We start from the raw sequence: 25,692 nt of genomic DNA on the forward strand, positions 1-25,692 counted from the left end.
TTTATGTACCTCCATGTGTGTGAGTAGCTGGTGCATCCAGCTTGTTGCTCTTCATGCGGGGAAAAGCGTCCTGCTTCGCCACTTGCCCCGTTTGATGATGGTTGATGATGGTGCGATTTTGCCGATTGCCCAGCTTGCCGGCGATGACGGATACTTTCTTCAATACAATGCCAAGGATCAGCAGCGCCAGCAAAAATAGGGCGATCGTTCCGCCTGGCGGCGTTCCCAGCTCATAAGAGGCGGTCAGTCCGGTAAAAACGCCCGCCACGCTGGCCAGCATCGCAATCATGAGCGCTGCCGCAAAGCTGCGGGCAAGACGAACCGCCAGCGCCGCAGGCAGCACGATCAGTGCCGATACGAGCAGCACGCCTACAATCGGCATAGCCGCAGCGACAATCATGCCCGTCACCATGCTGAACAGCATGGAGATGAGCCGGACGGGAATGCCATTCGTTTGTGCCGTTTCCTCGTCGAAAGCCATCTGATACAACGGTCTGCGCAGCAAAATAAAAAAGATCGCGCCTACTGCCGCCGCACCGAGCATGAGCATAAGCTCGGCTTCGTTCACCGCGACAACGGAGCCGAATAAATACGAGGAGAAGCTTTTGTTCATTCCCTTATTCAGCCCCATCAGTACAACGGCGCTCGACAAGCCGCCAATCATAATAATGGCAATCGACATTTCGCTGTAGGCGCGGTAGGAGCGCCGAATATATTCAACCGCTATCGCTCCTGCTACAGCAGCAGCAAACCCGGCATAGGAAGGGTTCCAGCCCAAGTAGGCGCCCGCGGCAACGCCGGCTAATGATACATGCGAAAGCATATCCGCCATCAGCGCCTGTCGTCTCAGCATTAAATGTACGCCCAGCACAGAGGCGACTAAAGCGATGATGCCTCCGGCGCAAAATGCCCGCTGCATGAAGTCGTAGTGCAGCATTTCCATCCTCCCTCCCCCTTTCGTTCCAGCTCAATTATTCGGTCCAAATAAGGCCGGACCTCTTCGAGTCCATGGGTCACCATCACAACCGTCCGTCCATGAGTCTGCACATGATGATGCATTAACTCGTAAAAACCTCTACGGCTCGCTTCATCCATGCCGGTTGTCGGCTCATCCATAACGAGCAGATCAGGCTGCTGGGCCAGCGCTCTGGCAATACACACCCGCTGCTTCTGTCCGCCTGAGAGCTCGCCGATTTTGCAGCCGCGCTGCTCCCACATGCCGACCTGGCGCAGCGCCTCCTCGGCACGAGCCCGCTCCTGCGGCCGCAGCCGCCGCAGCCAAGCTCCGCTCTCATATGCGCCTGACCTGACGAACTCCAGCACCGTGCTGGGAAAGCCGCTGTTAAACGCCGCAATCTGCTGCGGCACATAGCCGATCACGAGCTTCTTGCCGCTCGCACTCTGCTTCGCCAAGTAAACCTCCCCGCTCCATGGCTTCAGCAGGCCCAGCGCCAGCTTAAGCAGCGTCGTCTTCGAGGCGCCGTTAGGCCCGGTTACCGCTATAAATTCGCCGGCATGAATCGCCATATCGGCTTCATTCAGACTCGGTACGCTGCCGTAGCCGAATACGACCTTTTTTAAAGTAGCAATCTGCACGCGGTCTCTCTCCTTCTGCTCCAACGTTACTTTTTAAAAATATAAGAATTTATAAGTTTCACCCGCGAAACGGCAGCTTTGCCGCCTGGGGATGGAGACAGCCGTTTATGACTAATCGTAATGATTACGATATTATCTTAAAAAAGAAATCGCCAGCAGCGACTTGTTATCCGTTATCACCTTGTTTAATAGTAATCATTACGCTTAATGAGTATAGCAAGCAGATTTTCATTCGTCAACTGCCTATTTTGGGCTAGCCCCCATCGCCTTATACGGAGGAATATCCCAGGCATGCGCTGGCATACAGGCCAGATCCAGTATACAATAAAAGTCATTATTCAAATATTTTCCGGCATAGCTTGCCAAGAAAGGATGTTTACATTTCCGATGAGTACATCCGTTGAACAACATCGCGAGGAAGCACCTTCGACCGTCAATTGCATGGTCATTACCGTATCTGACACACGTACGCCTTCTACCGATAAAAGCGGCACGCTGCTTATAGAGCTGCTCAAGGCAGGCGGCTATCAAACGACGCGCTACGCCATCGTCAAGGATGAATACAGCGAAATCCAGTCCGCGCTGCGCAGCGGAGCTTCGGACCCGGCAGTTGAGGCGATTTTGCTCAATGGCGGGACGGGCATTGCCAAGCGCGATACGACCTATGAGGCTGTAAAAGATTTGCTGGACAAGGAGATGCATGGGTTTGGCGAGATTTTTCGCTATTTGAGCTTTGCTGAAGATATCGGCACGGCGGCGATTTTAAGCAGGGCGATTGCTGGCGTCTACGAGGATACAGCGATTTTCTCCATGCCAGGCTCCAGCGGCGCAGTCCGGCTCGCGGCCGAACGCATTATCGTTCCTGAACTCGGTCATGTGATGCGGGAAATTTATAAGGATATCCGCTAACGGCTTTAAATAAATTGCAGCAAGGTATTATTAAATAGGAGATTGCAAACGATGATAGAAGTATTTGAATTGCGAGATAAGATGGCGTTTTTTGATGATGCTGTTCAGATGTACTGGGATCAATGGGGTAGCGAGAGCAACTTTAAGTTTTATCAGGATTGCATGCTTCATTCATGTAAATCCGATTGTGACCTTCCACGATTTTATATTGCGCTGCAAAATGATTCCATTGTCGGTACATCTCTCTACTGATTTGGAAGGCTATTATGAAAAATATGATTGGACGTATCTCACCAAGGGCTACCTCTTTAATGGAGAAGCTGCAAAAATATATGAAGCCACTGTCCATCCATAAAAACAAGAGAAAGAGGAGGCGGCCTCTCTTTCTCTTGTTCCCCCTCTCTTTCTACTCTTTCTCGCGCCTCTTTTTTCAGGCTCTATTCAGCCTCTCACCTTTCCATCTTTCTATATTTTAAGAATAGTTCGTTCGTTTGAATGTCGCGTCGTTTTTGGCAATCGTTGTTGTGAGCGCGCTCAAGGCATCCAGCCGCAGCACGAAGTTATAATGGCGAACGTAATAGCCGCGAATAATCGCTGCCATTTTCGTAATGCATCCAAAGCACCTATTTGCCTGTTGCGGCGTTATAGATGACCTTCGGGCGCTCAATTTTGCTCGTATTCAGCTCCGTTGCCGAGGTTTTAGTCAGCACACTGCTGCGGAAGGTCCAATTTTTGAGATCGCTTGACGTATACACGTTAACGGCATCGAAGGTTCCGCTCGTTGCATGCTCGCCATACCAATAGTAGGTAGAACCGACTTTTAAAATGTTGCCGCTGTTCGCAAGGATCGGATTGCCTGCGGTGTCTTTCCAATCCGTCCCGTTCACAATGCTGACGCTTGCAGCGTTGGCACGGCCCGCCGGAATCGCTCCGGCAGCAATCAACATTTATGTAAGCGATTTCAATTGAACAATCCGGCGAAGGGTGAACGATTTGGACGACGGCCGAAAAGGGACAGAAAATGAGTACTTTATCAGAAATTTGCTATTCAAACTCGTTTATTGTAACATTTTATTAGTTTGAGAGATTGCTAGTTTTGCTGCCCATTATTTATATTTATACATTCAGGAGATGATCTAGATTAGTTACGCTGCTGCATTTGCAATGTCTTTCATTATTGTGCTGCTGCTTATTCCTCCGCTTCGCAAGCTCGCTTTCCGCATCGATTTTGTGGACAAGCCTCGCAAGGATGTCGAACGCAAAATACATAAAGAGCCGATTCCACTCACGGCGAGCTATGCTATTTTTGTCGGCTTCATGGCAACGTATTTGGTGTTTGTAGATGAAATTACAATGAAAACAGTAGCTATTATTATAAGCTCGATTTTGCTGCTCATTATTGGCACGATTGACGATTGGTACAAGACGCATGGCAAGGATTTTCCGTCTCTGCCGAAAATGCTCGTTCAAGTGTCAGCCGCAGCAATCGTATTTTTCGCAGGGGTATCGTTCGAGGGCTTCTATAATCCGCTTAGCGGGGAATTCGTCAACCTGCCTTATGCTTTGCAATTCGTGCTGACGATTTTATGGATCTTCGGCGTAACGACCGTTATTAACTTCTCGGATGGCATGGATGGCTTGGCGGGCGGCCTTTCAACAATTTCAGCTGTGACGCTGTTTATTGTGGCCCTCACCAAGGGACAAAGCGATTCCGCGATGCTGGCTATTATTTTGATTGGAGCTGCGATTGCGTACTTGCGTTACAACAAGCCTCCGGCGAAAATATTTATGGGCGACGCTGGCGCGACGTTTCTCGGCTTCATGCTCGGGGTTATTGCCCTCGATGGCGCCTTCAAGCAGGCGACCGTGCTGTCGATATTCATTCCGATTTTAGCGCTTGGCGTACCGATCTTCGATAACATCTTCGTCGTAATCAAGCGCATGATTCAGGGCAAGCCGATCTATCAGGCAGATGCGACACAGGTCCATTACCGTCTGCTGCATTCCGGCCTCAAACCTACGCAAGTATTGTCGTTTCTGTTCCTGATTAGCGTATGCTTCTCGCTATTTTCGATTATTTTGCTTATGATTCCGGTATAGCGCGTGTTATACAAAATCCCCCTGCCGTGTGGCAGGGGGATTTTTCATGGCTGCGTTGAGTAGTGGCTATTCATTCAAGCGCTGCATTACGCGATGCAGCAGCACGCTGACTTCTGCACGAATCGCATGATCTCCTGGAGCAAAAAGCTTGTCCGTTCTTCCTTGCAGCAGCTCCTGCTCGTACAAATACGCAATATCCTGCTCTGCCCAGTGGCCGCTAATATCGCTGAACGGATGCCAGGCGGACGAGGCTTCTCCCGGCGCACCTGCTGGCTTGGCCTCGTTTGACGGCGAGGCTTCCGCAGTAGCTGCTTCCCCCGTTGCAGGCTTTGCAGCTGCTGCGGAAGCAGCGGCCTCCGCCGCGCCGAGCGCCTTAAGCTGCCGCGACAGCACCGCAGCAATTTCCGCCCGCGTAATCGGCTGGTTCGGCAGAAAAGCGCTGCCTTGCGGCCGCTCTACCCCTTGCAGCAGGCCACCTGCCGCAACCGTCTCCACATAGTCGTATGACCAATCGCTTTTGCCCACATCGGTAAAAGCAGGGATGGACTGCTGCTTCATATCCAGCTCAAATGCCAGCACAGCAGCCTTAGCGAATTCTGCCCGCGTCATTAGGCGTCCCGGCTCAAAATCGCCAGCGGCCGTACCCTGCATCACCTGCTCCAGCGCCAGCTCCCCGACAGCTGCGGAAGCCCATTTCAGCTTCGCAACCGCTTCATAATCCTTGAATTGCTTAAGGCGCTGCTCCACGGTCAATTGGGCGCCAGCTTTCGAAGGCGCTTGTCCAACGATTTTCGCCGCACCTTCCTTTACGGGTCCGGCGCCAATGCTAACGACTGGCTCATTCACGCTATGCTGGATATTCAGCCCCGGATTATCCGGCAAAATAATAATCGACTTCGCCAAGCTGAAGCTTGCTGCTCCATCCTTCACCGCTTTGAAGGTCACACTGCCCAGCTTGCCATAGCCTGAAAATAATGCCGGGCCGCGCTGGGCCGTCGCCTCGGCAATCTGAATCAGACCTGCTGCTGCATCAAGCTTGTTCAGCAGCTGCATGGGGCTCGCCGAAGCTGCAAATACTGCAGGCCGCAGCAGAGCACCCGCCCCTTTTTCAACTACAGGCGCTATCCGCTCCGTATCGTATTTCATATGTACCTCATAGCCTTGGACACCGCCGTAGCTCCCCTTAAACCCTTGCAGCCATACGGCGACCTCGAACTCCTCTCCAGCCTTCACCTGGTCCGCGGATGGGACAATGCGAATTTGCGGCAGCTTGCCTGCCTCCACCTTCTCGGCTCCCGCGGCTGCAACCGTACCAAGCCCCAGCCATGCAGCGGCCAGCAGGCTAGCCCCCATCAATAACAACCATTTTGAATACAAACTCACTCTCAAATCCCATCTCTCCTGTCCTCAGCTTCTTACGCCATGTCCATCGCCTGCCCAATCTTTTTTATCAAGTTTATAATAGTTATATTTTTCGTTATCAATCTCGATCATACTCTGAAAGTTAAAACCACATTTATCTATTACTCTATTCGACGGAACGTTGTCTAATAGAGCAATAGCACTAAGCACCTCAACGTTCGTATTCTCGAATAAATAATTAGTCATTCCTTGTGAGGCTTGGGTTGTATAACCTTTACCTCTATGATCTTTTGAAATTGCATACATGATTTCTCGGTTTGGCGGTGGTAATTCGTCTTTCATTCCTGAACAACACCAACCGATAAATTCTCCTGTCTCTTTCAAAATAATTCCTAATCGAAGACGGAGATCACCAATATCTTCACCTTTCGATACCGTATTGAAAAACTGTTTGTTCTCTGGAATTTCATAGTTAATCAACCAATCTTTCCGTTGCTCTTTAGATACGTTCCAGCCTGGCAAATACTCATGTATTTCAGGTTGCCAGGTGAGCGAATGAAAATGATCTAAATCAGTAGCCAAGAATTCTCTTAGAATCACATCCTTGCAGTCAATCGTAAAAGCGTTTTCCTCTGGAACGAAACGAATATTAGTGTCCATGATAATTCTCCCTCTATAAACTGTACTAATGTCTATAATAACTCTCTAAGAGAATCTATTGCGAGGGTAAAATCACTATAATTGTTTTTTATTTAGCTACCATATTTCAGAAAACAGCCTATTAAAAAAGAGAATGCTCAGATTCAACCATACCTATGTGGCATCCTGAAAATAAGGAGGGGAGCTGCTCGCGCTCCCCTTCCATTTTTTCACGACTGTTTCATGATCAGCCACTTGTTTCGTGTCTCTTGTCTCTTGTATCTTGTCTTTTTCCTTTTACCTCTTGCCGCTTACAGCTTGAAGTTGCCTAAAACGAAGGAAATATCGAGCAGATCAACTGCATTATCCCGGTTAATGTCCGCTGCGCTTGCTTGCGCATTTGCCCAGCTTGTGCTCCGCGACTTGCCGAACTGCTTGGCAACAAGCTGGAGATCGGCCAGATCGATTTTGCCGTCGCTATTCACATCGCCCGCCAGAAGCGGTCCGACATTAAGCGTCGTATCCTCGCCTGCCACCATCACCGAAGCAGCCGAAGCCACATGGCCTGGCGCTACTACGCGCACCGTATAAGTCCCCGCTGGGACAAGCAGCGTATAGCTTCCATCCGCCTTCACTTCACCGACAGCTGCAACCTTTTTGCTTGCTGTAATGGCCTCTACCACAACTTTGTGAACGCCATCAGCACCTTGGTACCAAGTCTCGCTGTAATTCACACCGCTGCCGAAAGCTTCCGCTGTTATTCTGCCTGTAATCCGATGCTCCGGCTCTGTAGGACCCGCCGTCACCGTAACAGACGCGTCACTCACGCTGCTGTAGGAAATTTCTTGCGTATCGCTGTTCAATGCCCGTACATTGGACAATTTAAAATCCCGTTTTCCGGTGCTGCCACTGGAGAAATGGAACGTTGCCAGCGTCCCGGAGCCACTGTAGCCGCTATGATCTCCGGTCAAGGATACGACATAATCGCTCCTTGCAGTGCCGTTGCCGAGATCGACAATCGTCTCATCTACGATAAGCGATCCGCCAGGATTCGCCTGCTGCTGGTAGGTCGACAATGCAACGCTCGGCTCCACTGAGCCTTTCACCAGCGAGCTGTCATACGTCAAGCTGAATTGCGCCGCATATAAGCCCTTAACATGAGCAAAATTCACATCAAGGTCAAAGGTTTCTCCTGTCCGTACGCTGGACTTTGAAGCAACAGCCGCTAATGTGGCAGGCTGCTGAGCCGTGCTCTCATAACGGACAACAAAGGCTGGCTCAATGACGCCATTATCGGCGGCATCATACACATACACATCAAACGTATTGCTTCCTTGGACAATTGGCACCGGAATCTCAAAACGCCCGTCTGCTGCAATCGTCGCATCATACTGCTGCAAATCGCCTTTTGCATCCTCAGCCATCGCAGCAGCGCCAACTGCCGAATAATCGCCGAACAAAGTAATGAGGCGGTCGCTAATAATTCGCCCGCTAATCACGCCTTCACTGCCCGTAACGGCAATCGGCGGATCAGAGAGCTCCGCAACCGGAGCCTGCACATCCACGATAAATTCGGCAAGCTGGTCCAGCAAATAATCTTCGTTCCCAAGACCAACCCAAGGCACGACGACATATTGTCCTTCCCCAAGCTGCTGAGTGCCAAGTGCCGTCAATATTTCCCCGTCCCAGCCTTCAACGATGTAGCTGCCCGGGCTAATGCCTTGCGCGCTTTCCACAATGACGCCCTTCCAGGACAAATTGCTTCCCGAAACCGCATAAACATCTAGTGAAAAATACGGCAGTGTGGCATTTACGCGGAACTTAAGGTCGGTCGTATCCGCTGCGCCATCACCATTTGGCGAAAAGAGGAACGGTTCAAGCGTGATTTCCGATACTTTTGCCGGAAGCTCCACGTCGCCCACATAGACAGCGAGTGGAAGCTGTATCGTCTGTCCTGCACCTTGAATGACGACCTCGCCCTCGTAACGGCCAGCTGCTGCTGCTTCAGCTACATGCAGCGCTACATCGAAGGAAGCAGTACCTCCTGCCGCCACCGCAAACTGTTCTTCGCTAACACTCAGCTCACCCGCTGCCTCGCCATACCATATCGTCGATACCGCATACGAGCTACCTGCTCCGGAAATATCCTTCACTTGAATGGTTTTTTCCGACTCATTCCCGGCGGCCAGCGCCCCGAAAGACAAGCTGCCCGTCAAATAGGATGTAGCGGCTGATCCTGCTACCGCAACCGTCGTTTCTTCCACGAGCGCTATCGCTTTGGCATTGGAAATTTGCTCCAAGTCAATCCGTCCTGCCCCTTGATCCATATGCGAATAACGCTCGCCGCTGCGATCTGCCAGCTTCTTCGCATTGTTCATCAGCAGTCCTTTTACCTCAAACGGAGTAAGCCCCCGCTTCTTTTGAAGCAGCAGCGCCGCAGCGCCTGCAATATGCGGACTTGCCATGCTCGTGCCTTGCTTATTTTCATAAGCATCCGAATAATCGCCGCCATACGCAGGTATGGATGAACGAATGGCTACACCTGGCGCCGTTATATCCGGCTTAATGGCCAGACCCGGCAGCGATGGGCCGCGCGAGCTGAAATCTCCCATCATATCCTGCTCTACTACTGTGCTGAAGTCGATCATGTAAGCGCTGGCTCCAGTCGCCGCCGCGTCAGCCTTCGCTTTGAGCGCAAGTCCATCCTCCTGCGAGATGCTAAGCGTTGGGACATAATCGACTCCAGCATTGAGCGTTCCGCTAAATTCGCCTGTCGCATTGTTATAAATAATGACAGCCGCAGCTCCGGCATTTAAGGCATTCAGCGCCTTTTCGCCAAAAGTAATGGAGCCCCGTGAAATGAGGGCAGCTTTCCCCGTCACATCTTTGCCAATGAAATCTGCCGCTGTTCCAAAGCCGGCATATACAAGCTCCAGTGCACTATTTTCCAAATTTCCAAGCTCGGGAGAATAGGCCATGTACGCACCATAAACACGGCCTGCACCAGCTCCTGTCAGCACTGGCACCGATAATGGCGGTGAAGATGCACCGACGGAAATCGCCAGCTCTGCAGTAGCTGGAACACCAACCGTATACGGCTCTGGTCCATCATTGCCGTTCGCCGCAACTGCCACGACGCCTGCCAGCATCACATTATTCAGCGCAACGGCGCTAGCCTCGAACTGGTCATTAAAGTCATCGCCCAGCGAAAGGTTAATGACATCCATACCGTCAGTAACCGATCGTTCCATGGCGGCAATGACGTTTTCGGTTGAACCTCTGCCTTTCGGCCCCAGTACGCGGTAAGCATAAATATCTGCACCGTATGCGACGCCTTTTACCCAGCCGCTTTCGCCCTCAGGGTTTCCCGGATCTCCGCGCCCTGCCACGGTACCAGCCACATGTGTGCCGTGGGAGGTTGCCACTTCGGCATCATTCGGATCGGGAAGCGTCTCGTACGGATCATTGTCATTGTCGACAAAATCATAGCCGCCCTTATAAGCATCCTTCAAGCTTGGATGGAGGTAGTCAATGCCGCTGTCGATCACACCAACCTTAATGCCTTCCCCCGTTAGGCCGCTGTCCCAATAAGTAGGGGCACCTATAAATGGAGCACTTTCGTCCATTTTCGCCTCCACGCTTGGCAGCGGGTCTATAATGATTTCCGTATTCGGGTAGATCGCCTTCACGCCAGGCAGTACCAGCAGCTTGTCCACCTGATTGGCCGGAACCTGTACCGAGTAACCATTGAAAATTTGCTGGTACTGGCGCCCGAGCTTCACATTCAGCTTCCTCGCAGCAGCCGCAAAGCTGGATTGCTCCTGCTTCACAATCGTCTGATAGTTGGCAATGGACTTAGCCTGCCCTTGCTGTGCCTTGACGCTCTGTACGGCAATGGGATCAGAAACCAGCTCAACGATGACGCTGATCGTCTGGCCACTGTCCGAATGCGGCACATAATTTTTGAGCAATGGCGTTGTTCCCTCTGCTGCAGATCCCGTGGTTTCGGAGCCACTCGCCGCTTCCAGCTTGAAGCGCTGCTCGCCCTGAGCGCCAAGCAAGCCTGCCGACTCCTTCTTGCCAGCTGAATCTACTTGCTGATAGGCCGATTTGGGCAGCTTCAGCTGCTGTGACAAAATGGAAGATTTAATGCTTTGCGGCGCTGCTTCCGCCCCCATAGCTCCCGCGGGGAACAATAAGGTGAGCAAAAGCGCCATAACGATTAAAATAGATAATGGCTTATTCCGACTTGTTTTGCGTTTAAACCATTGCTGCATGAAATCCCTCCTATTTTTCTTTGCCCTCTACTAAACTGCTAGCCGATCCTCCTTTCTATCTCATATCACAAATTTCCTTTTAATCCATAAATATGTATTTCTAAGTTCGCTAAAATCTATTGTAAAGGATCGTTTACGAGAAAATTGTAGAATCGTCTGATTATTGAAAATATTTTGGAGCATACAAGGTGAAACGGCTGTCGCCGTCCTTTGGCGGCGCGGCGCGTTACATTCCGAGAAATATAAGCCGATTATAAGTGTGAAACTTATAATCGGCTTATATTTAAAAAAAATCTGGCAAACGCTGTAAAGCAGCGTCTGCCAGATTGTCTATGAATCTATGAATGGCATACCGTTAAGCGCCAGCTTTCGGCAAAATCAGCACGGATGCGGTTCAAACTATGATTTCGTTTTTGTCGCTGCACGCACCATAGGTGCGACCTTCCCGGCTAAAAGCTCGATGCTTTCGGCAACTTTGGCATAAGGAATGCCGCCAATATCGAGCTGGGCAATAAAACGCTGATGCCCGAACAGCTCATGCTGGCAAATAATCTTCTCAGCTATTTCCTCAGGGCTGCCGACGAACAAGGCCTGATCCGGCGCCGTCATATCGGCGAATTCCTCCTGCGTAATGCGGAAGTCGCTGCCGCGCTGGCGGTTCATATGCGACCAATAATTCGTGTAATAGGGGAAATATTCCGCACGCGCCTGCTGGCTATCCTTCGCGATATAACTGTGGCCAGTGACGCCAACCTTCAAGCTCGCTGCATCAAAGCCCGACGCGATTCCCGTTTCGCGATAAAGATCGACGAGCGGCTTGAACCTGTCCGGCGAACCGCCAAGAATCGCCATGATCATGCCGAGGCCAAACTCCCCTGCGCGCACGGCGCTCTGCGGCGATCCGCCAACGCCAACCCATACCGGAATTTGCGGCTGAATTGGACGCGGGGCAATCGCGGCGGCCCGAAGGGCAGGGCGATGCTTGCCCTGCCAGGTTACCGTATCCTGGCGGCCTAGCTCGCCGAACAGCTCCAGGTTTTCGCTAAACAGCTCATCATAATCGCTCAATTCATAGCCAAACAGCGGGAACGATTCGACGAAAGCACCGCGTCCTGCAATAATTTCCGCGCGTCCATCAGATAATAAATCAAGCGTCGCATAATCCTCAAATAAGCGCACCGGATCAACCGTACTTAGCACGGTAGTCGCACTCGTCAGCCTAATGCGCTCCGTTTCCCGGGCAATAGCTGCCAGCATAACCGGCGTTGCCGAAACGACAAAATCATGGCGATGATGCTCGCCCAAGCCGAATATGTCAAGGCCTCCCTCATCCGCCAGCTTTGCCGCTGCAATAATGTCCTGAATCCGCTGCTTCGCACTTATCGTGTCCGATGTATGAGGATCAGGCAATATATCGCCCAGTGTATAAATGCCAATTTCAATAGAGGCCTGTTCCTGTTGACCTTCCGTTTGCTTCTCCATCTCCACTTACCCACCAATCGTCAGCAAACTGGATATGCCAGAAGGATCTGTGACCATCCAGCCATCTGCCTGCTTGCGGAATTGTATTTGCTTTTGCCCCAGTCTGGCCAGCACTTCGTCCATCGCTGCTTGATCAGGAAGCACAATCGTGTAGTAATCCAGACCTGCCGCATTCGCTGGAGCCGCTGGAACACCGACGCCTGCCCAAGTATTCAGGCCTAGGTGATGATGATAGCCGCCCGCCGAAATGAACAATGCGGAGCCGCCCATATTGAAAATAATATCAAAGCCTAATGTGTCGCAATAAAACTGCTGAGCTTGCGGCAGATGGCTTACATGCAAATGCACATGCCCGATGACCGTGTCCTCCGGCAGTCCGTTCCATACTTTGCCTTCGGAAGCATCCAGAAGCCCTTTAATGTCAACGGGATCAGTCGCCATCTTATAGCCGCCGCCCTCCAGCTTCTCCCATTGCTCACGCGGGCGATCGCGGTAAATCTCAATGCCATTGTTGTCTGGATCATTGAAATACAAAGCTTCGCTAACCAAATGGTCGCCCTGTCCGACGGCTACATTATGGTTTGCCAAATTCCGCAAAGCAAGCCCTAGCGCTTCGCGGCTCGGCAATAAAATTGCAAAATGATACAGTCCCGCAGCTGCACGCTCCGGCAAAACAACCGCACCCTGCTGCTCCTGCAGTATGAGCAGCGGACGCTTGCCATCAGCCGTTAGCTGCACTTCGTTTCCGCTGCGAGAAAGCTCCTTAAAGCCAACAACCGCTTTATAAAAAAGGAGCGAGCGCTCCATATTACTTACTTTAAGCTTCACATATCCAATATGTGCAGCCGGATGAATGGAAATAGTCATTGTCCATCGCCTCTTTATTTGATATATTTGTTATAAGAATATATGTTTTATATGAGAAATATTATCATGCTCATGGTGGCAAGTCAATAAAACATTTGCTACTATGGATGAAGCTTAATGCCACATTCACAAATCAGCCAGCAAAGCCCTCACAGCTTAACGACATCGTTTAAGAGGCAACCAAGGTTTCAGGAGGTACTCATGGATATTGGCAATACAATTCGTACAATTCGCAAGAAGAAGCAGCTCTCCATCCAGCAGATTGCGGAGGCTACTGGACTATCGCAAGGCTTCCTGAGCCAAGTCGAAAATAACAAAACATCGCCATCTATTTCTACGCTGGATCACATTGCGGGTGCGCTGAACGTTCCGCTCGCCTTCCTGCTGCTCAAGAAGGACGAGCGAATGCAGATTTTGCGTAAGGATGAGCGTCGGCACACCTTGTATGGCGGCGGAAAGATGAAGGTCGAGCAGCTCAGCGAGCGCGGTTCTGTCAAAATGATGCTCGTCGAGCTTGAGCCCGGCGCATCAACGGCAGAGGCGCACGCCCATGCGGGCGAGGAAATCCACTTCCTCCTCTCCGGCACGATCTATGTAGAGCAGGGGGACGAATCGGCGACCATCTATGCAGGCGATTCCTTTAGCTGGAAAGCCTGCATGCCCCACTACGCCAAAAATATTGGCGAGGATACAGCCATTGTGCTCATTTCCATCAATAACGATACGCAATTGGTTTAGCCCATCCTATTCAAATTGCTCTGCTGAAAAAGCAAAAACCCGCAGCTGGAGCATCTGTTGCCAGATGTCCTGCCTGCGGGCAGCTTATTGCATGAGCTGCTATTATTTTTTGGCTGCTAGAAAAGCATCGATTTGGCTTTGCACTTCTGCAATAATTTTATCAATGCCGGCCGCTTTCACCTGCTTGTTCAAATCCTCGAGGCCTTTATCTACATCCTTGATCGCGCCGTATTCCAGCGGAATCGCAAAGCGGAGCATCACATTGCCGACGTTAGCGACTTCCGTCTTCACCTTGCTGTTGTCAAAGACGAACGTTTCGAGCGGATAGTGGTAAACCTTTCCTTCCCAATCGTTCGTAAGCGCAGTTGCTTCCTCTGGGAAGGATGCGTTGTCACGGTTAAGCGGCGAATTGAAGCCCCAGCTGGAGAAGCCTGTGAAGTTCACGCTTTTATCGGTCGTATCGTATTTATCGTCGCCAACGGCTGTGAAATGTACGCCTGGGATACCGTATTGCACCAAGTCATGAAGCTCTCTGTCATTTTGCATCAAGTCGACGAACATCAGCGAACGCTCCGGATTTTTGGACGTTGCATGGATAGAAACGCCGTTTTGCGTCGATACGGCATTCGATTTCTTCGTATTCGGCGTAATGTCGGCAAGCGCAAGCTCATAAGGAGATTTTTCCATGCGCATCAATGCCATGAGTGAGCCGAGCGTTCCCATATTATGCGTAATGGACGCTGTTTTGCCTTCCTTGAAATCCTGCTGATGATCATTTTTATTATTCAATACGTTTTTCGACCATGCATTATTGTCAGCAAGATCTTTGTAATAATACAGCAAATCCTTGAATTCCTGTGTTTCATAGACGTTAAACACTTTGCCCGCTTCATCCGTCAGCTTAAAGCCGATCGGCAGGTCGAAATCGAGCATGTTCCAGTCATTTTGCTGCTTGAGCAGGATACGGTCTAAATTATGCAGCTTCCAGTCGCCGGTTTCCGGTGTGAATGGCGTAATGCCTTTCTCATTTTGAGCGATCGCTTTCAAATAGTTAGCATAAGCTTCCGGGCTGTCGATAGCGGGAAGATTGTATTTTTTACGCAGGTCCTCCCGGTACAAAATCAGCTTCTCTACCGATTCGCCTCTGTTTTGCGGAACCATGTACAGCTTGCCGTTTACTTTCGCTTGATCCCAGCCTACCTTGTCCATCGCCTTCCATGTTTCCGGCATATATTTGGACAGCATATCATCGGTCAGCTCCAAGAAGCCGCCTTTGAGCGCCTGATCGTTATAGCCCGCCCAGTTCGCGGAATAGATGAGGTCGAAATCTTCATTCGCCGCCAGCTTCAGCGGATATTTTTGCGCCCAATCGGACCAATCCAAAAACTCGGCATCGACAGTCGCATTGATTTTTTCCTTGAGCTTTTTATTAATTTCTGCGAATACGGCATCATAATCAACCGGCTTCGGGCCGACAAACACCATTTTCAGCTTGACCTCTTTGGAAATATCTAAGCCGTCCTTTGTAGGCGACTGCGTTGCGGAAGAATTAGTACCTGATGCTGGCGCTGTGCTCGCTTCTGTTCCTGTATTGCCACCGTTGCCGCATGCACCAAGAACCATGGCTAAAGTTAAGGCTACCGCCGGTATAACGACTTTTTTCTTCTTTTGCATATTGAATTTCCCCCTTTAATGTAACTGTCGATCTATTGATCTATCATGATAAACCAAGTTCCCTTGGGATTATCCTTTCACTGCGCCAATCGTCAAGCCTTTTACAAAGTACTTCTGGATGAAGGGATAGGCAAGCAGGATCGGACCGCTGGCTACAACCGTCATTGCCATCTTAAGACCCTCTGTCGGCAGGCTTGTCGTCACAACAGCGCCTGAGCCCATCATCGCCTTTCGCATACCATCCATGTTGCCCAACATTTTGTACAAGTAATATTGCAGCGGCATCAGCTTGTCGTCGGCAACGAACAGCAGGGCGTTATACCAATCATTCCAATAGCCGAGGGCAAGGAAGAGACCGATCGTTGCGAGAGCAGGCTTGGACAGCGGAAGAATAAGTTTCATGAAAATGAGGAAATCGCCTGCGCCATCGATTTTGGCCGATTCAACAATCGCTTCTGGAATGTTGCTCATAAACGATTTCATAACGATAATATAAAACACGTTCAGCAGCAGCGGCACAATCAGCGCCAGCGCCGTATCCTTCATATGGAGATAGTTGACGATGAGCAGGTACCAAGGCACAAGCCCGCCGCTGAACAGCGTCGTAAAGAAAAAGAAGAAGGAGAAAAAATTGCGCCATTTGAAATCTTTGCGTGATAGGCAATAGGCGGTCATAGCGGTCAGGAATAGGCCGATCGCTGTACCGATAACGGTAACGGAGATGGTTACCCCATACGCCCGAATCATTTGTTCGGGATATTTGAATAGGATTTTATAAGGCTCCACAGAGAAGGCCGTTGGGAAAAATTGATAACCCTCACGCACAATGGTGCTTTCCTCGGTAAACGAAGAGGATACGATCAAAATAAAGGGCAATATGCACAGAACCGACAGTACGGTTAAGGAAGTATAGCCGATAATGGCAAGAAGCTGGCGGTCGAGCTGACCGCTTTTCACAGACTTGTTGCTGACGATATTAGCATCAGATACACTCATTTTCATGACCTCCCACTAGAATAAGGCGCGATCTTTGTCATACTTGCGAACGGCATAGTTAAACAGCATAATGGTGGTAAATCCAAGAACTGATTGATAAACCCCAGCTGCGGCCGACATGCCAATATCATTCGAAGTGATGAGCGATCTGAATACGAACGTATCAATAACATCAGTAGACGAGAACAGCACACCATTATTGCCGACCATATTGTAAAACATCCCAAAATCGCCTTTGAAAATATTGCCGACTGCCAGCAGCACCAATATAATGACGGTTGGATATAAATTAGGAATCGTTACCTTGAAGATACGCTGAAAAATATTCGCGCCATCGATTTCCGCGGCCTCATACATTTCGGTATCAATGCTCGTGATCGCCGCCAAATACATGATCGTACCGTAACCGAGCGTTTTCCACGCCGCGACCAGTACGAGAATAATCGGCCAATAGGCAGGCGTATTATAAATATCAATCGGCTCCATCCCAATATTCCTCAGCAGGGAATTAACCGTTCCGATGTCAAAGCTGAGCAGGTTGTAGGCAATCGCTCCCACGACTACCCAGGAAATAAAGTAAGGCAGGAACAAAATCGACTGGGCGATTTTGCGGAACCATTTGCCCCCAACCTCGAACAGCAAAATCGCTGTGAAAATTTGCAGCACATTGTTGACTACAATAAAAGCGATATTATAGAGCGCCGTATTTCTTGTTATGCGCCAGGCATCGCCCGATTCAAAGAAAAACCGAAAGTTGTCCAGCCCATTCCACGCGCTGCCAAAGATTCCGCCGGCATAATCATAATGCTTGAAAGCAATAATAATGCCCGCCATTGGTATATAAGCAAACAGTAGAAAAAACAAAACGGCTGGCAGCAGCATGAGCAAAATAGCCCGATATTTGATGACATCCTGTATAAATCCGTGTCGCTTCATCTGTGCTCCCCTCTCTTCTCTTGTCTGCTTTCATTATAAGAAAAGCAGGGCGTCCGCATAATTAAGGGGAACAACTAAAACTAATACTAATTCAACGATTGGATAAAATAACGGCTAAAAATAACCCGGAATCCACCGGACCCGGGCCGTTACCATGCAATAAAAAGAGAAATACGATTAAATATTATGCTTTTTCCGATATTCTCCCGGCGACATGCCAACCTGCTGCTTGAATTGACGATTAAAATAAATAATATTTTTATAGCCAGCCAGCTCGGCAATTTCATATATCTTCTTGGTCGGGTCCTCCAGCAGCTTGCACACATGCTTCATACGCAGCTCGCTTAAAAAATCACTGAACAGCGTATTCGTCTCGGCTTTGAACAGCTGGCCCAAGTAGTTTGGCGTAAAGTCAAAGTGGGCCGCTACCTCATTGAGCGTAATTTTCTGATCGAGCCGCTGCTCAACATATAGCGCAATTTCTTCAATCAGCTTCCGCTTCTGCCGCTGCTTCTTCAAATACAGCAGCTCGGACAGCTCGAAAAACCGCCTTCTCAGCCAGGAGAGAATGTCATGCACCGTCTCAAATTGGAACAAAACCAACGGCTGATGGGAGTCCCATTTTAAAATTTCATATAAATGCTCGTTCATTTGCTGGAGATCCGCATGCAGCTTGGACGTAATGCGAATGATGAGGTCGTAGATGTCGTTTTTCCCGGTTAACGGCTGGTCGCCGCTGAACAGCTCCCGCAAGCAATCATCAACCGTCGTCAGATCATATTCCAGCATCGCGCGCAGCATACGGTCTACCGTCTCTTCGAGGCTGTAGGCCATCGCTTCTTTCGGCGACCAAGCCGCTGCATCGTGAATAAGCCTGTTTTTCCCGACAATCCATTTGATGCTGAGCGCTGCCTGTGCCTGCTGATAGGCATCATGCAGCTTGGCGATAACCGTTGTATGCATGCCAGCGCCAATCGTAATCGAATACGGAAAAGCTTCATTAAATGCTTGCACCAGCTTTTCAAGCAGAGCTTTGCATTCCGCCTCCTGCACCGTCGCCAGCAGCACAAAATGATAGTCATAGCTGGTCAGCACCGTTCCAACTTGATGGCGATCTACAAAGGAACGAATAAACAACGCCATTTCCGCTGTTAAGGAACGGCGCTCGTCAGCTGCCATTTTACCCAGCTTCCACTCCATATCGTCGATTTCAATAATGGCAACGGCTGCTCCGCCCTGCAGCAGCGGCATGAGGAAACTGTGAAGATGCTGCTCCACTCGCCCCGATGTCGGCTCGTTAAACCAGCGCAGCAGCAGCTCCTGATGCACAAGCGTCAGCGTCTCGGTCAGCGACTGGTTTTGCATCCGCTCCTGCTCGATTTTGTTGCACAGCTCCAGCAGCATATCATGAAGCTCATTGTCGTCAACTGGCTTAAGCAAATATCCAGAGGCATTCAGCTGGATCGCTTCCTTCGCATAGCTGAAATCCTGATGGCCGCTTATAAAAACAAGATGAGCCTGCGGATTAATCGCCTTCGCCCTGCGTGCAAACTCCATCCCCGACATAATCGGCATGCGAATATCCGAGAGAATCAGGTCGATGCGCTTCTGCTCCATCATTTCCAGCGCCTCAAACCCGCTAGTGGCCACGGACACATCCTGCAAATGCAGGCGCTCATTGCCGACTACCCTTCGGCGGAGCCATTCCAAATCGATCGCCTCATCATCCACCAATAATATACTAATGTCCATCCTGCACTCTCCCCTCTAAGCTGCCTATGGCCGAAGCCCTTCTGCATCCTCCCGCATCTCGGCATTTTCGACCGGAAGAATAATTTGCACCGTTGTGCCTGCGCCATAATGGCTGCCAATTCGAATGCCAAAATCTGTGCCATAGCGCAGCTTGATCCGCTCTTCGACGTTTTTCAGCCCATATTTATCCGATTGGCCTTCTTCCACGCTTTCCGTTGGGCCCGCATGAGCTTGCATAGGCAAGGACGTATTCGAGAGCATTTTCCTCAGTGTATCCGGGCGCATTCCTATGCCGGTATCAATTATTTTCAGCTCAATGCGGTCGCCCAGCCGCCTGCCCGTTATGCGAATCGCTATCGTTTTGCCGAACCAGGCATGCTTAAATATATTTTCGACAAATGGCTGTAAAATAAGCTTAATAATCGGCGTTTGCAAAATATCCGGCTCAACATCGTAATAAACCTCGAACGTGTCCGCATATTTGACCCGCTGAATGTCCAAATACGTCTTTACCTGCTCAAGCTCCTTCTCCAGCGTAATGTACACATTGCCGCCATTCAGCGTTAAACGGTAAAACTTCGAAAGCCCCTGAACCATCGCGGTCACCTTGTCCGTCTCGCCCAAATTAGCCAAGCTGCCAATCGTCGAGAGCGTATTATACAAAAAATGAGGGCTGATCTGCGCTTGCAGCACGTCCAGCTCCGCCTGTTTTTTCTGAATGCCCTGCACGTAAACGTTTTTAATCAGCTCTTGAATGCTGGTCGCCATCTGATTAAAGGAATTGGCGATGTGGACAAACTCGTCATTGCCGGTAAAACCGATCCGCTTATGAAAGTTCCCCTCTTGGAAAGAGCGGACCAAGGTGACGATTCGCTTCATCTTCTTGCCGGAAAGCCGGGCGACGATGTAGCCAATAAACACCATGACCAGAAAGCTGATCAAGCACACGGCGAAAATAACCTTTTGCATGCGGCTGGCGTCCTTGTTTAAATAAGCATGCGGCACTATCGTTTCAATGACGAATGGCGTTCCGGGTATGTCCTCTTTCACACTCAGGTAGGAGGCCGAATCAGAATGATCGCTTGTTATGCCGCGCGTATACATGACCTCGCCTGATTGAGTGTTTAGCAGCCGCAAGCTGATGCCTTGATCGATCGGGAACGTATCGAAGTTGCCAAGCAGCTCATCGAAGCGGGCCGTCACGCGCACATAGCCGATAATGGGAGCCATCCCGCTGGAGGACACCAGCTTGCGAAAATGCGAAACGTTTTCCAGCTTGCGGTCGGAACCCAGCTGTATCCAAAGATTATCCTGATTGGATGCTTGAAGTGACTTGAACCAGTCTGTATGCTCGATCTGACGCACCGAGAGCACATAATAGTCTCTGCGCTGAATCGGCTTGTCCATATCATCGCCCGGCACCTCGTACAATTTCTCGTCTACCGTGTAGACGGCAAGCCTGATATTGTTGCCATACAGTTGGAGCGGCGCTCTCATCTGCGGTATGATGTCATCCTTCATTTTCAGCATCATTTCCAACGGCTCTCCCGTGTTTTGCAGCGCATTCTGAAAAGTTAAGCTGCTGAAAAGCGTGCTCGATATGCGCTCAATTTCATCCATTTGGTATTCAATATTATTGCGCGTCTGCTCCAGCGCGGTGCGAATATTCGTCTCCGCCATCTCTGTTCTTGACTGAACGAGCATCGTATACGATATATAGCCGACCAGCACATCCGTCAGCAGCACAAGCGCCATATAGGGAATCATCATTTTATACGTAAATGGTATATACAGCTTGCTCAGCTGGAAGCTCTTCATCTGTCGTCTCCTTTCGTATCATGCACCGCTTATGTGCATCATTCTACAATACGGGCGGGGAATTTGATATGGCAATAAAATCACTATTTTCTGCACTTATTTAAGCATTACAAGAAAACAACCCGTAAAGTGGAGGTTGTTAGAGCATCCACTTTACGGGTTATAATGATTTATTTATTTCACAATACTCTCAAGCACATCATCAATCATCTGCGAGTTCGCAATCGTTCCCGTATACAGCCAGCTGGCATTGTTGTCATACGCGTAGACGTTGTTATTTTTAACCGCAGGAATGCCCTGCCAGATTGGATCGCTCAAAATTTCCTCTTTCGTCGCTTCCCTGCTATTCACAATGAACAGGTAATCGGCGTCCAGCTCGGCCAGCTTCTCCTTGGAAATCGCACTCCAATTCGCCTTCGCTGTCGACGATATTTCCGTAACAACATTCGGAACGGTCAACTCCAGATCCCGATAAAGCAAATCGCCGCTGGATAAGTTTTGGTTGACGACGTACACATTTTTAGCCGTAACCCAGAGAACAGCAGCTGACTTATCTCCGATCGCCTGATGCAGCTTTTCCTTGGCATCTGCTGCTTTCGCTTCATAATCAGCCAGCACCTGCTTCGCTTCCTCGCTCTTATTCAGCACTTCGCCTACCTTCAGCAGCTCCTGCCGCCAATCATTGTTGACATCGCTGCCTACCGTATAGGTTGGGGCAATTTTAGCATATTGTGCGTACTTGTCCCCCATCACCATTTCCGCATTGTCGATAATAATGAGATCCGGCTGGTAGCTCATCACGACTTCATAGGGAAGCTCGGATGGAATAGCAGGGATATTAGCCAGCTCCTTCTGCAAATAATTTTGCACCTTCCCATCACTGACCGACCACTGAGCAACCGGAATGACGCCTAGCGCCACCAAATGATCTTCCAAATAAGAGGCTATAACCCGTTTAGGATTAGCTGGAACCTTAACTTCATTGCCCAAACCGTCCTTCAGTATTCGCTCACTCGCTGTCTGTTCCGCTGCATTGCTGCTTGCGGCTGGTGCAGTGCCATTTGTCGCTGGAGAATTTGCCGAACTTGCGCATGCGCTGACCAATAAAGTCATCGCAAGCAGCATCATAATGGCAATGGATTGTTTCGAACCTCTGTTCATTTTTAATGCCCCTTCACTACTGTTTTGATAATGATTATCACCAATAACAGTATGCCCGCTGCGTCTTCTCGACACAATAGGGTATCGGGACATCAATAATGGATTATAAGGGCGTTTTCGCGGAGCGCTCGCTTCCGTTTTATAATGGATCGGCGAAATGCCCGTATGCTTTTTAAAAATACGACTGAAAAAATAGACGTCCGGATAGCCGACACCGGCAGCGATTTCCTGTAAAGTCCCCTCCGTGCTCGTCAGCAGCTCCTTCGCCTTCTCGATACGAAGCTGGATGAGATAATCAATCGGACTATGCTGGATTTGATTTTTGAACAGGCGTGTTAAATGCCTTGGCGTGCACTCCAGCACCTTCGCCAGCCGCTCCAGTGTAATGGCTTCGGCATAATGCTCATGGATGAACCTGACCGCCTGGGCGACCAGATCTGCTTTTATAACGGGAACCTCCTGCTCACTGAGCTGCCGCATCCATTCATATATAAAATCATAAAACAATGTTTTCACATGCAGCTCGGCAAGCTTGCCGCCCTTGTGAAATTCCTCGTCCAGCTGCTTCAGCTTCTCATAAAGAGATATTGGAAAAGCAGGCGTAACGCCATATTGCATGCGAAAAGGATTTTTCTCCAGCAGCCGCTGTTTCTCCGGCATATTCAGAAGCGGCTGAACCGCTTTGTAGAGGATGAGATAATATTCAAAAAGCTCCTCTGTCGAGCGAATATCCAAATAAAAACCTTTTCCGCCATGCAGCATTTGAAATTTTTTGAATGCATACTCCCGGTTGTCCAATGCGACCGCTGCACTGCCTCGCAATGCAAACAAAAACGCATTGGCCGGAAGCCGATAGGCGCTAAGCGCTTCCCCTAGCTTCATTTTTATATGCCGAACGTCCATCACTTTAATGGCGCTATGCGTGAACCAAAAAAGCTGCTCGTCGATGTTTATCGTGTCGTTCATGACTTCCACTCTATCTTCACTCCTTGCTCTAACGCTCCACTCGTCTATATTTGAAAAAACGGATAAAAAAGCAAAAAACAGGCCAATCATGGTAATATCTAACCATAATCGAACTGTTTCATGCAACTAACTTTGATACCTTTAAATGTTGAAGGACTGAGGTTCCGCTATTTGGGCTTTTGATTCGATTTCAGGCCATAAGCGGACAGGAAATCCGTTATTGCCCTCAATATCCCGTCAAAATGGCTTATGGCCGTGCATTAGCTGCCCCTGAGTCCGCAGCCTGTGCCATATCCGTGTTTTTGCCGAAATAGCGGCTGCTGTGTCCGTCAAACCTCCTGAAAGCTCCTGAAACTTTCTAAAATTTCCTAACCAGCGAGCGATACATGAGGAACAGGAAATACGGACTGCCAATCAGCATAATAATTAGGCCTGACGGAATTTCTTTCGGCGCCATGATCGTTCTTCCGAGCGTATCAGCAATGACGAGCAGCAAGCCGCCGAGCAGGCCTGACAAAATAATGGAGCGTCTCGTGTGATGCCCAATCATCATGCGCACGACATGCGGCGCCATAAGTCCGAGAAAACCTATCGTACCTACGCTCGCAACAGCTCCCGCTGCCAGCAAAACGCCGATAATCATCGCCCAGAGCCGCGTTCCTCGAACCGGCAGGCCAAGGCCTACCGAACTTTCGTCGCCAAACGCCAGCAAATCAAATTTCCGTCCCAAATAGTAGGCAACCGGTAAAAGGATAACCAGAAACAGCATAATGCTATAAAATTGGTTCCAGCCTCGCCCATAGGTCGTGCCCGTTAACCATATTAGCGCTGTACTGTTCCACAGGCTCGCCTTGACGATCATCGCCTGTATGCCCGCAGCGCCGATTGCCGATACTGCGATGCCAAGCAAAATAAGAACAGACGGATTTAAGGATTTGCGCCATGCTAACAAAAATACAAAGGCCGCGGCAAGAATCCCACCTGCAATTGCAGCAAACGGAAGGGCGAAGATTGTTAAATTCGGCAGTGCAACCAATACGATTAGCGCGCCAAACCCCGCTCCCGACGTTACGCCAATAATTGAGGCGTCGGCCAACGGATTTCGGACGGCGCTTTGAATTAAGACGCCGCTAATTGCAAGCGCAATACCGCCTCCAGCCGCAACAAGTGTACGCGGGAGCCTTAAATTCAGCAGCACAGAATACGATGAGTCTCCTCCACCGACAAGGCTGCCCAGCAAATCGGCAATCGGTATTCTCGTTCCCCCAAGCGACAAGCTTACAAGGATGATAACGATGAGCAGCGCTGTCATGGATATCACAGTCGGAGCGAAGCGCATACGCAGCGCTACCCCGCCGATGTTCATAGATGACTGCCCAGAGCCTGCTCCGGATATATTTTTCATCTTGGTGAGTACGAGCCAAATGAGCCAAGGCGCTCCAATAATCGCCATGACCGCGCCAACCGGCATTTCCCCTAAATTGCTCCGTACCATACGAGCAAGCAAATCCGCCGCCGTAATGAGCAGCGCTCCCCACAATGCGCTGGCGGGAATGAGCAGGCGATGCTTGCGAATACCGCTAAGCCGGACAAGATGGGGAGCGACCAAACCAACGAAGCCAATCGGACCAACTACACTGACTACAATGGCAGCCAGCAGTACCGAGAGGCCAAGCCCCATTGCCCGTGTTAATCCTACACGCTGCCCAAGCGAGCGAGCAGTAGATTCGTCGAGCTCCAAGGCATCAAATTGCCTTCCTGCGAGCATCGCGATCCCAAGCAGGGCAATGACGAAAGGCCATGCATACAAGACGCCGCTCCAGTTCAGCTGAATCAAGGAGCCTGAGCCCCATAAAAATAAATTTTGCGTTTCCGTTTGCTTAAAAATTTGAATGGCCGTTGTAAACGCCCCAAGCACCATAGATACGATCATGCCTGATAAGGCAAGTCTGATAGGTGTGGCCTTCCGGCCGCCGCTCAGGAAATAGGCAATTAACGCCGCCAGCAATCCCCCCGCCGCCGCCAGCAAAAATGGGAACTGCTGCTGCAGAGCAGGAAAAGCTACCACGCCAAGGACAACCATAAAATAAGCCCCGGCATTGATACCTAATGTATCGGAGGCAGCGAGCGGATTTTTCGTTATCGTTTGCAGTAAAGCACCAGCCGCAGCGAGCGCAGCACCAGCCAAAATACCAATAACCGTGCGCGGCATACGGATATCCCAGAGCAGATTATGCTCCATTATATCTTGGCGGCCGAGCAACCCATCTAATACGGTAGCTGCCGGGATTTTGGCCTCCCCGAAGCAAAGACTTAAAATCGATAATACGAAAAGGGCGGCAATGCCGCCCCCAAATATTCCAATTACCCGCCAGGCCATTCCGATTGAGGCTTCGTTGTTAACATTTTCGTTCATCGT

At 50.0% G+C, this 25,692-nt stretch carries 19 protein-coding genes and 1 pseudogene; 4 read left to right on the forward strand and 16 right to left on the reverse strand.

All coding sequences use genetic code 11. The annotated features are described in order from the left end of the window. Position 1: 1 nt before the first annotated feature. The gene (locus AC6B99_RS04135) at positions 2 to 943 is read right to left on the reverse strand and encodes a metal ABC transporter permease (protein WP_496662811.1); all 942 of its coding nucleotides are present in this window, start codon (positions 941 to 943) and stop codon (positions 2 to 4) included. Continuing rightward, the gene (locus tag AC6B99_RS04140; RefSeq protein ID WP_496662812.1) at positions 880 to 1,596 is read right to left on the reverse strand and encodes a metal ABC transporter ATP-binding protein; all 717 of its coding nucleotides are present in this window, start codon (positions 1,594 to 1,596) and stop codon (positions 880 to 882) included. The genes AC6B99_RS04135 and AC6B99_RS04140 overlap by 64 nt, the downstream gene beginning before the upstream one ends. 387 nt (positions 1,597 to 1,983) lie before the next feature. Between AC6B99_RS04140 and AC6B99_RS04145 the strand changes: the two genes are divergently transcribed. Together AC6B99_RS04145 and AC6B99_RS04150 are read left to right on the forward strand one after the other, a co-directional pair. Next, positions 1,984 to 2,505 (forward strand): MogA/MoaB family molybdenum cofactor biosynthesis protein, encoded by a 522-nt coding sequence (locus AC6B99_RS04145; protein ID WP_056043023.1) that lies wholly within the window; start codon positions 1,984 to 1,986, stop codon positions 2,503 to 2,505. A gap of 51 nt (positions 2,506 to 2,556) precedes the next feature. Continuing rightward, entirely contained in the window at positions 2,557 to 2,757 is a 201-nt protein-coding gene (locus tag AC6B99_RS04150) for a hypothetical protein (RefSeq protein ID WP_496662813.1), read from the forward strand. 220 nt (positions 2,758 to 2,977) lie between these two features. On the opposite strand, the gene AC6B99_RS04155 is transcribed toward AC6B99_RS04150, so the two are convergent. Together AC6B99_RS04155 and AC6B99_RS04160 are read right to left on the reverse strand one after the other, a co-directional pair. Next, positions 2,978 to 3,106: a fascin domain-containing protein gene (locus AC6B99_RS04155; protein ID WP_268795479.1), complete on the reverse strand. Its 129-nt coding sequence runs from the start codon at positions 3,104 to 3,106 to the stop codon at positions 2,978 to 2,980. A gap of 25 nt (positions 3,107 to 3,131) precedes the next feature. After that, a pseudogene (locus tag AC6B99_RS04160) lies at positions 3,132 to 3,452 on the reverse strand (beta-xylosidase); the annotation flags it as partial. A gap of 217 nt (positions 3,453 to 3,669) precedes the next feature. Between AC6B99_RS04160 and AC6B99_RS04165 the strand changes: the two are divergent. Then, positions 3,670 to 4,605 carry an MraY family glycosyltransferase gene (locus AC6B99_RS04165; protein ID WP_056042822.1) on the forward strand — a complete coding sequence of 312 codons (936 nt, stop codon included), beginning with the start codon at positions 3,670 to 3,672 and terminating at the stop codon, positions 4,603 to 4,605. Between the two features lie 66 nt (positions 4,606 to 4,671). Here the strand turns inward: AC6B99_RS04165 and AC6B99_RS04170 are convergent, their stop codons facing one another. From AC6B99_RS04170 to AC6B99_RS04190, 5 genes are all read right to left on the reverse strand, one after another. Further along, positions 4,672 to 5,988: an S-layer homology domain-containing protein gene (locus AC6B99_RS04170; protein ID WP_496662856.1), complete on the reverse strand. Its 1,317-nt coding sequence runs from the start codon at positions 5,986 to 5,988 to the stop codon at positions 4,672 to 4,674. A gap of 24 nt (positions 5,989 to 6,012) precedes the next feature. Further along, the gene (locus AC6B99_RS04175) at positions 6,013 to 6,627 is read right to left on the reverse strand and encodes a GNAT family N-acetyltransferase (RefSeq protein ID WP_496662814.1); all 615 of its coding nucleotides are present in this window, start codon (positions 6,625 to 6,627) and stop codon (positions 6,013 to 6,015) included. A gap of 290 nt (positions 6,628 to 6,917) precedes the next feature. Continuing rightward, entirely contained in the window at positions 6,918 to 10,883 is a 3,966-nt protein-coding gene (locus AC6B99_RS04180) for a S8 family serine peptidase (RefSeq protein ID WP_496662815.1), read from the reverse strand. Between the two features lie 399 nt (positions 10,884 to 11,282). After that, complete coding sequence (locus tag AC6B99_RS04185) at positions 11,283 to 12,365, reverse strand: LLM class flavin-dependent oxidoreductase (protein ID WP_496662816.1); 1,083 nt, start codon at positions 12,363 to 12,365, stop codon at positions 11,283 to 11,285. 6 nt (positions 12,366 to 12,371) lie between these two features. Then, the gene (locus AC6B99_RS04190; RefSeq protein WP_056042831.1) at positions 12,372 to 13,232 is read right to left on the reverse strand and encodes a VOC family protein; all 861 of its coding nucleotides are present in this window, start codon (positions 13,230 to 13,232) and stop codon (positions 12,372 to 12,374) included. A 201-nt stretch (positions 13,233 to 13,433) separates the two neighbouring features. Here AC6B99_RS04190 and AC6B99_RS04195 point away from each other — a divergent pair, with 201 nt between their 5' ends. Beyond that, entirely contained in the window at positions 13,434 to 13,970 is a 537-nt protein-coding gene (locus AC6B99_RS04195; protein ID WP_056042834.1) for a helix-turn-helix domain-containing protein, read from the forward strand. A gap of 102 nt (positions 13,971 to 14,072) precedes the next feature. Here AC6B99_RS04195 and AC6B99_RS04200 read toward each other — a convergent pair whose 3' ends face one another. The 7 genes from AC6B99_RS04200 to AC6B99_RS04230 all read right to left on the reverse strand — a co-directional run bounded on the left by AC6B99_RS04200 (position 14,073) and on the right by AC6B99_RS04230 (position 25,689). Continuing rightward, a complete protein-coding gene (locus AC6B99_RS04200; protein WP_496662817.1) occupies positions 14,073 to 15,644 on the reverse strand; it encodes an ABC transporter substrate-binding protein in 1,572 nt (523 codons plus the stop codon). 69 nt (positions 15,645 to 15,713) lie between these two features. After that, a complete protein-coding gene (locus AC6B99_RS04205; protein WP_056042838.1) occupies positions 15,714 to 16,640 on the reverse strand; it encodes a carbohydrate ABC transporter permease in 927 nt (308 codons plus the stop codon). A gap of 15 nt (positions 16,641 to 16,655) precedes the next feature. After that, complete coding sequence (locus tag AC6B99_RS04210; RefSeq protein WP_056042839.1) at positions 16,656 to 17,576, reverse strand: ABC transporter permease; 921 nt, start codon at positions 17,574 to 17,576, stop codon at positions 16,656 to 16,658. 177 nt (positions 17,577 to 17,753) lie between these two features. Continuing rightward, positions 17,754 to 19,328 carry a response regulator gene (locus AC6B99_RS04215; protein WP_496662818.1) on the reverse strand — a complete coding sequence of 525 codons (1,575 nt, stop codon included), beginning with the start codon at positions 19,326 to 19,328 and terminating at the stop codon, positions 17,754 to 17,756. Between the two features lie 24 nt (positions 19,329 to 19,352). Next, the gene (locus AC6B99_RS04220; protein WP_496662819.1) at positions 19,353 to 21,146 is read right to left on the reverse strand and encodes a sensor histidine kinase; all 1,794 of its coding nucleotides are present in this window, start codon (positions 21,144 to 21,146) and stop codon (positions 19,353 to 19,355) included. A 174-nt stretch (positions 21,147 to 21,320) separates the two neighbouring features. Beyond that, positions 21,321 to 23,273 (reverse strand): AraC family transcriptional regulator, encoded by a 1,953-nt coding sequence (locus AC6B99_RS04225; protein ID WP_496662857.1) that lies wholly within the window; start codon positions 23,271 to 23,273, stop codon positions 21,321 to 21,323. 358 nt (positions 23,274 to 23,631) lie between these two features. Further along, positions 23,632 to 25,689: an iron ABC transporter permease gene (locus tag AC6B99_RS04230; protein WP_496662820.1), complete on the reverse strand. Its 2,058-nt coding sequence runs from the start codon at positions 25,687 to 25,689 to the stop codon at positions 23,632 to 23,634. Positions 25,690 to 25,692: the final 3 nt, after the last annotated feature.

This window comes from Paenibacillus liaoningensis (genome assembly GCF_059609455.1).

Bases quoted from the DNA above. Each gene is read 5' to 3' on its own strand.
- AC6B99_RS04150 (WP_496662813.1), top strand. From the start codon at position 2,557: ATGATAGAAGTATTTGAATTGCGAGATAAGATGGCGTTTTTTGATGAT.
- AC6B99_RS04175 (WP_496662814.1), bottom strand. From the start codon at position 6,627: ATGGACACTAATATTCGTTTCGTTCCAGAGGAAAACGCTTTTACGATT.
- AC6B99_RS04215 (WP_496662818.1), bottom strand. From the start codon at position 19,328: ATGGACATTAGTATATTATTGGTGGATGATGAGGCGATCGATTTGGAA.
- AC6B99_RS04185 (WP_496662816.1), bottom strand. From the start codon at position 12,365: ATGGAGAAGCAAACGGAAGGTCAACAGGAACAGGCCTCTATTGAAATT.
- AC6B99_RS04190 (WP_056042831.1), bottom strand. From the start codon at position 13,232: ATGACTATTTCCATTCATCCGGCTGCACATATTGGATATGTGAAGCTT.
- AC6B99_RS04205 (WP_056042838.1), bottom strand. From the start codon at position 16,640: ATGAGTGTATCTGATGCTAATATCGTCAGCAACAAGTCTGTGAAAAGC.
- AC6B99_RS04155 (WP_268795479.1), bottom strand. From the start codon at position 3,106: ATGGCAGCGATTATTCGCGGCTATTACGTTCGCCATTATAACTTCGTG.
- AC6B99_RS04195 (WP_056042834.1), top strand. From the start codon at position 13,434: ATGGATATTGGCAATACAATTCGTACAATTCGCAAGAAGAAGCAGCTC.
- AC6B99_RS04220 (WP_496662819.1), bottom strand. From the start codon at position 21,146: ATGAAGAGCTTCCAGCTGAGCAAGCTGTATATACCATTTACGTATAAA.
- AC6B99_RS04200 (WP_496662817.1), bottom strand. From the start codon at position 15,644: ATGCAAAAGAAGAAAAAAGTCGTTATACCGGCGGTAGCCTTAACTTTA.
- AC6B99_RS04210 (WP_056042839.1), bottom strand. From the start codon at position 17,576: ATGAAGCGACACGGATTTATACAGGATGTCATCAAATATCGGGCTATT.
- AC6B99_RS04145 (WP_056043023.1), top strand. From the start codon at position 1,984: ATGAGTACATCCGTTGAACAACATCGCGAGGAAGCACCTTCGACCGTC.
- AC6B99_RS04180 (WP_496662815.1), bottom strand. From the start codon at position 10,883: ATGCAGCAATGGTTTAAACGCAAAACAAGTCGGAATAAGCCATTATCT.
- AC6B99_RS04225 (WP_496662857.1), bottom strand. From the start codon at position 23,273: ATGAACGACACGATAAACATCGACGAGCAGCTTTTTTGGTTCACGCAT.
- AC6B99_RS04165 (WP_056042822.1), top strand. From the start codon at position 3,670: ATGTCTTTCATTATTGTGCTGCTGCTTATTCCTCCGCTTCGCAAGCTC.
- AC6B99_RS04230 (WP_496662820.1), bottom strand. From the start codon at position 25,689: ATGAACGAAAATGTTAACAACGAAGCCTCAATCGGAATGGCCTGGCGG.
- AC6B99_RS04135 (WP_496662811.1), bottom strand. From the start codon at position 943: ATGGAAATGCTGCACTACGACTTCATGCAGCGGGCATTTTGCGCCGGA.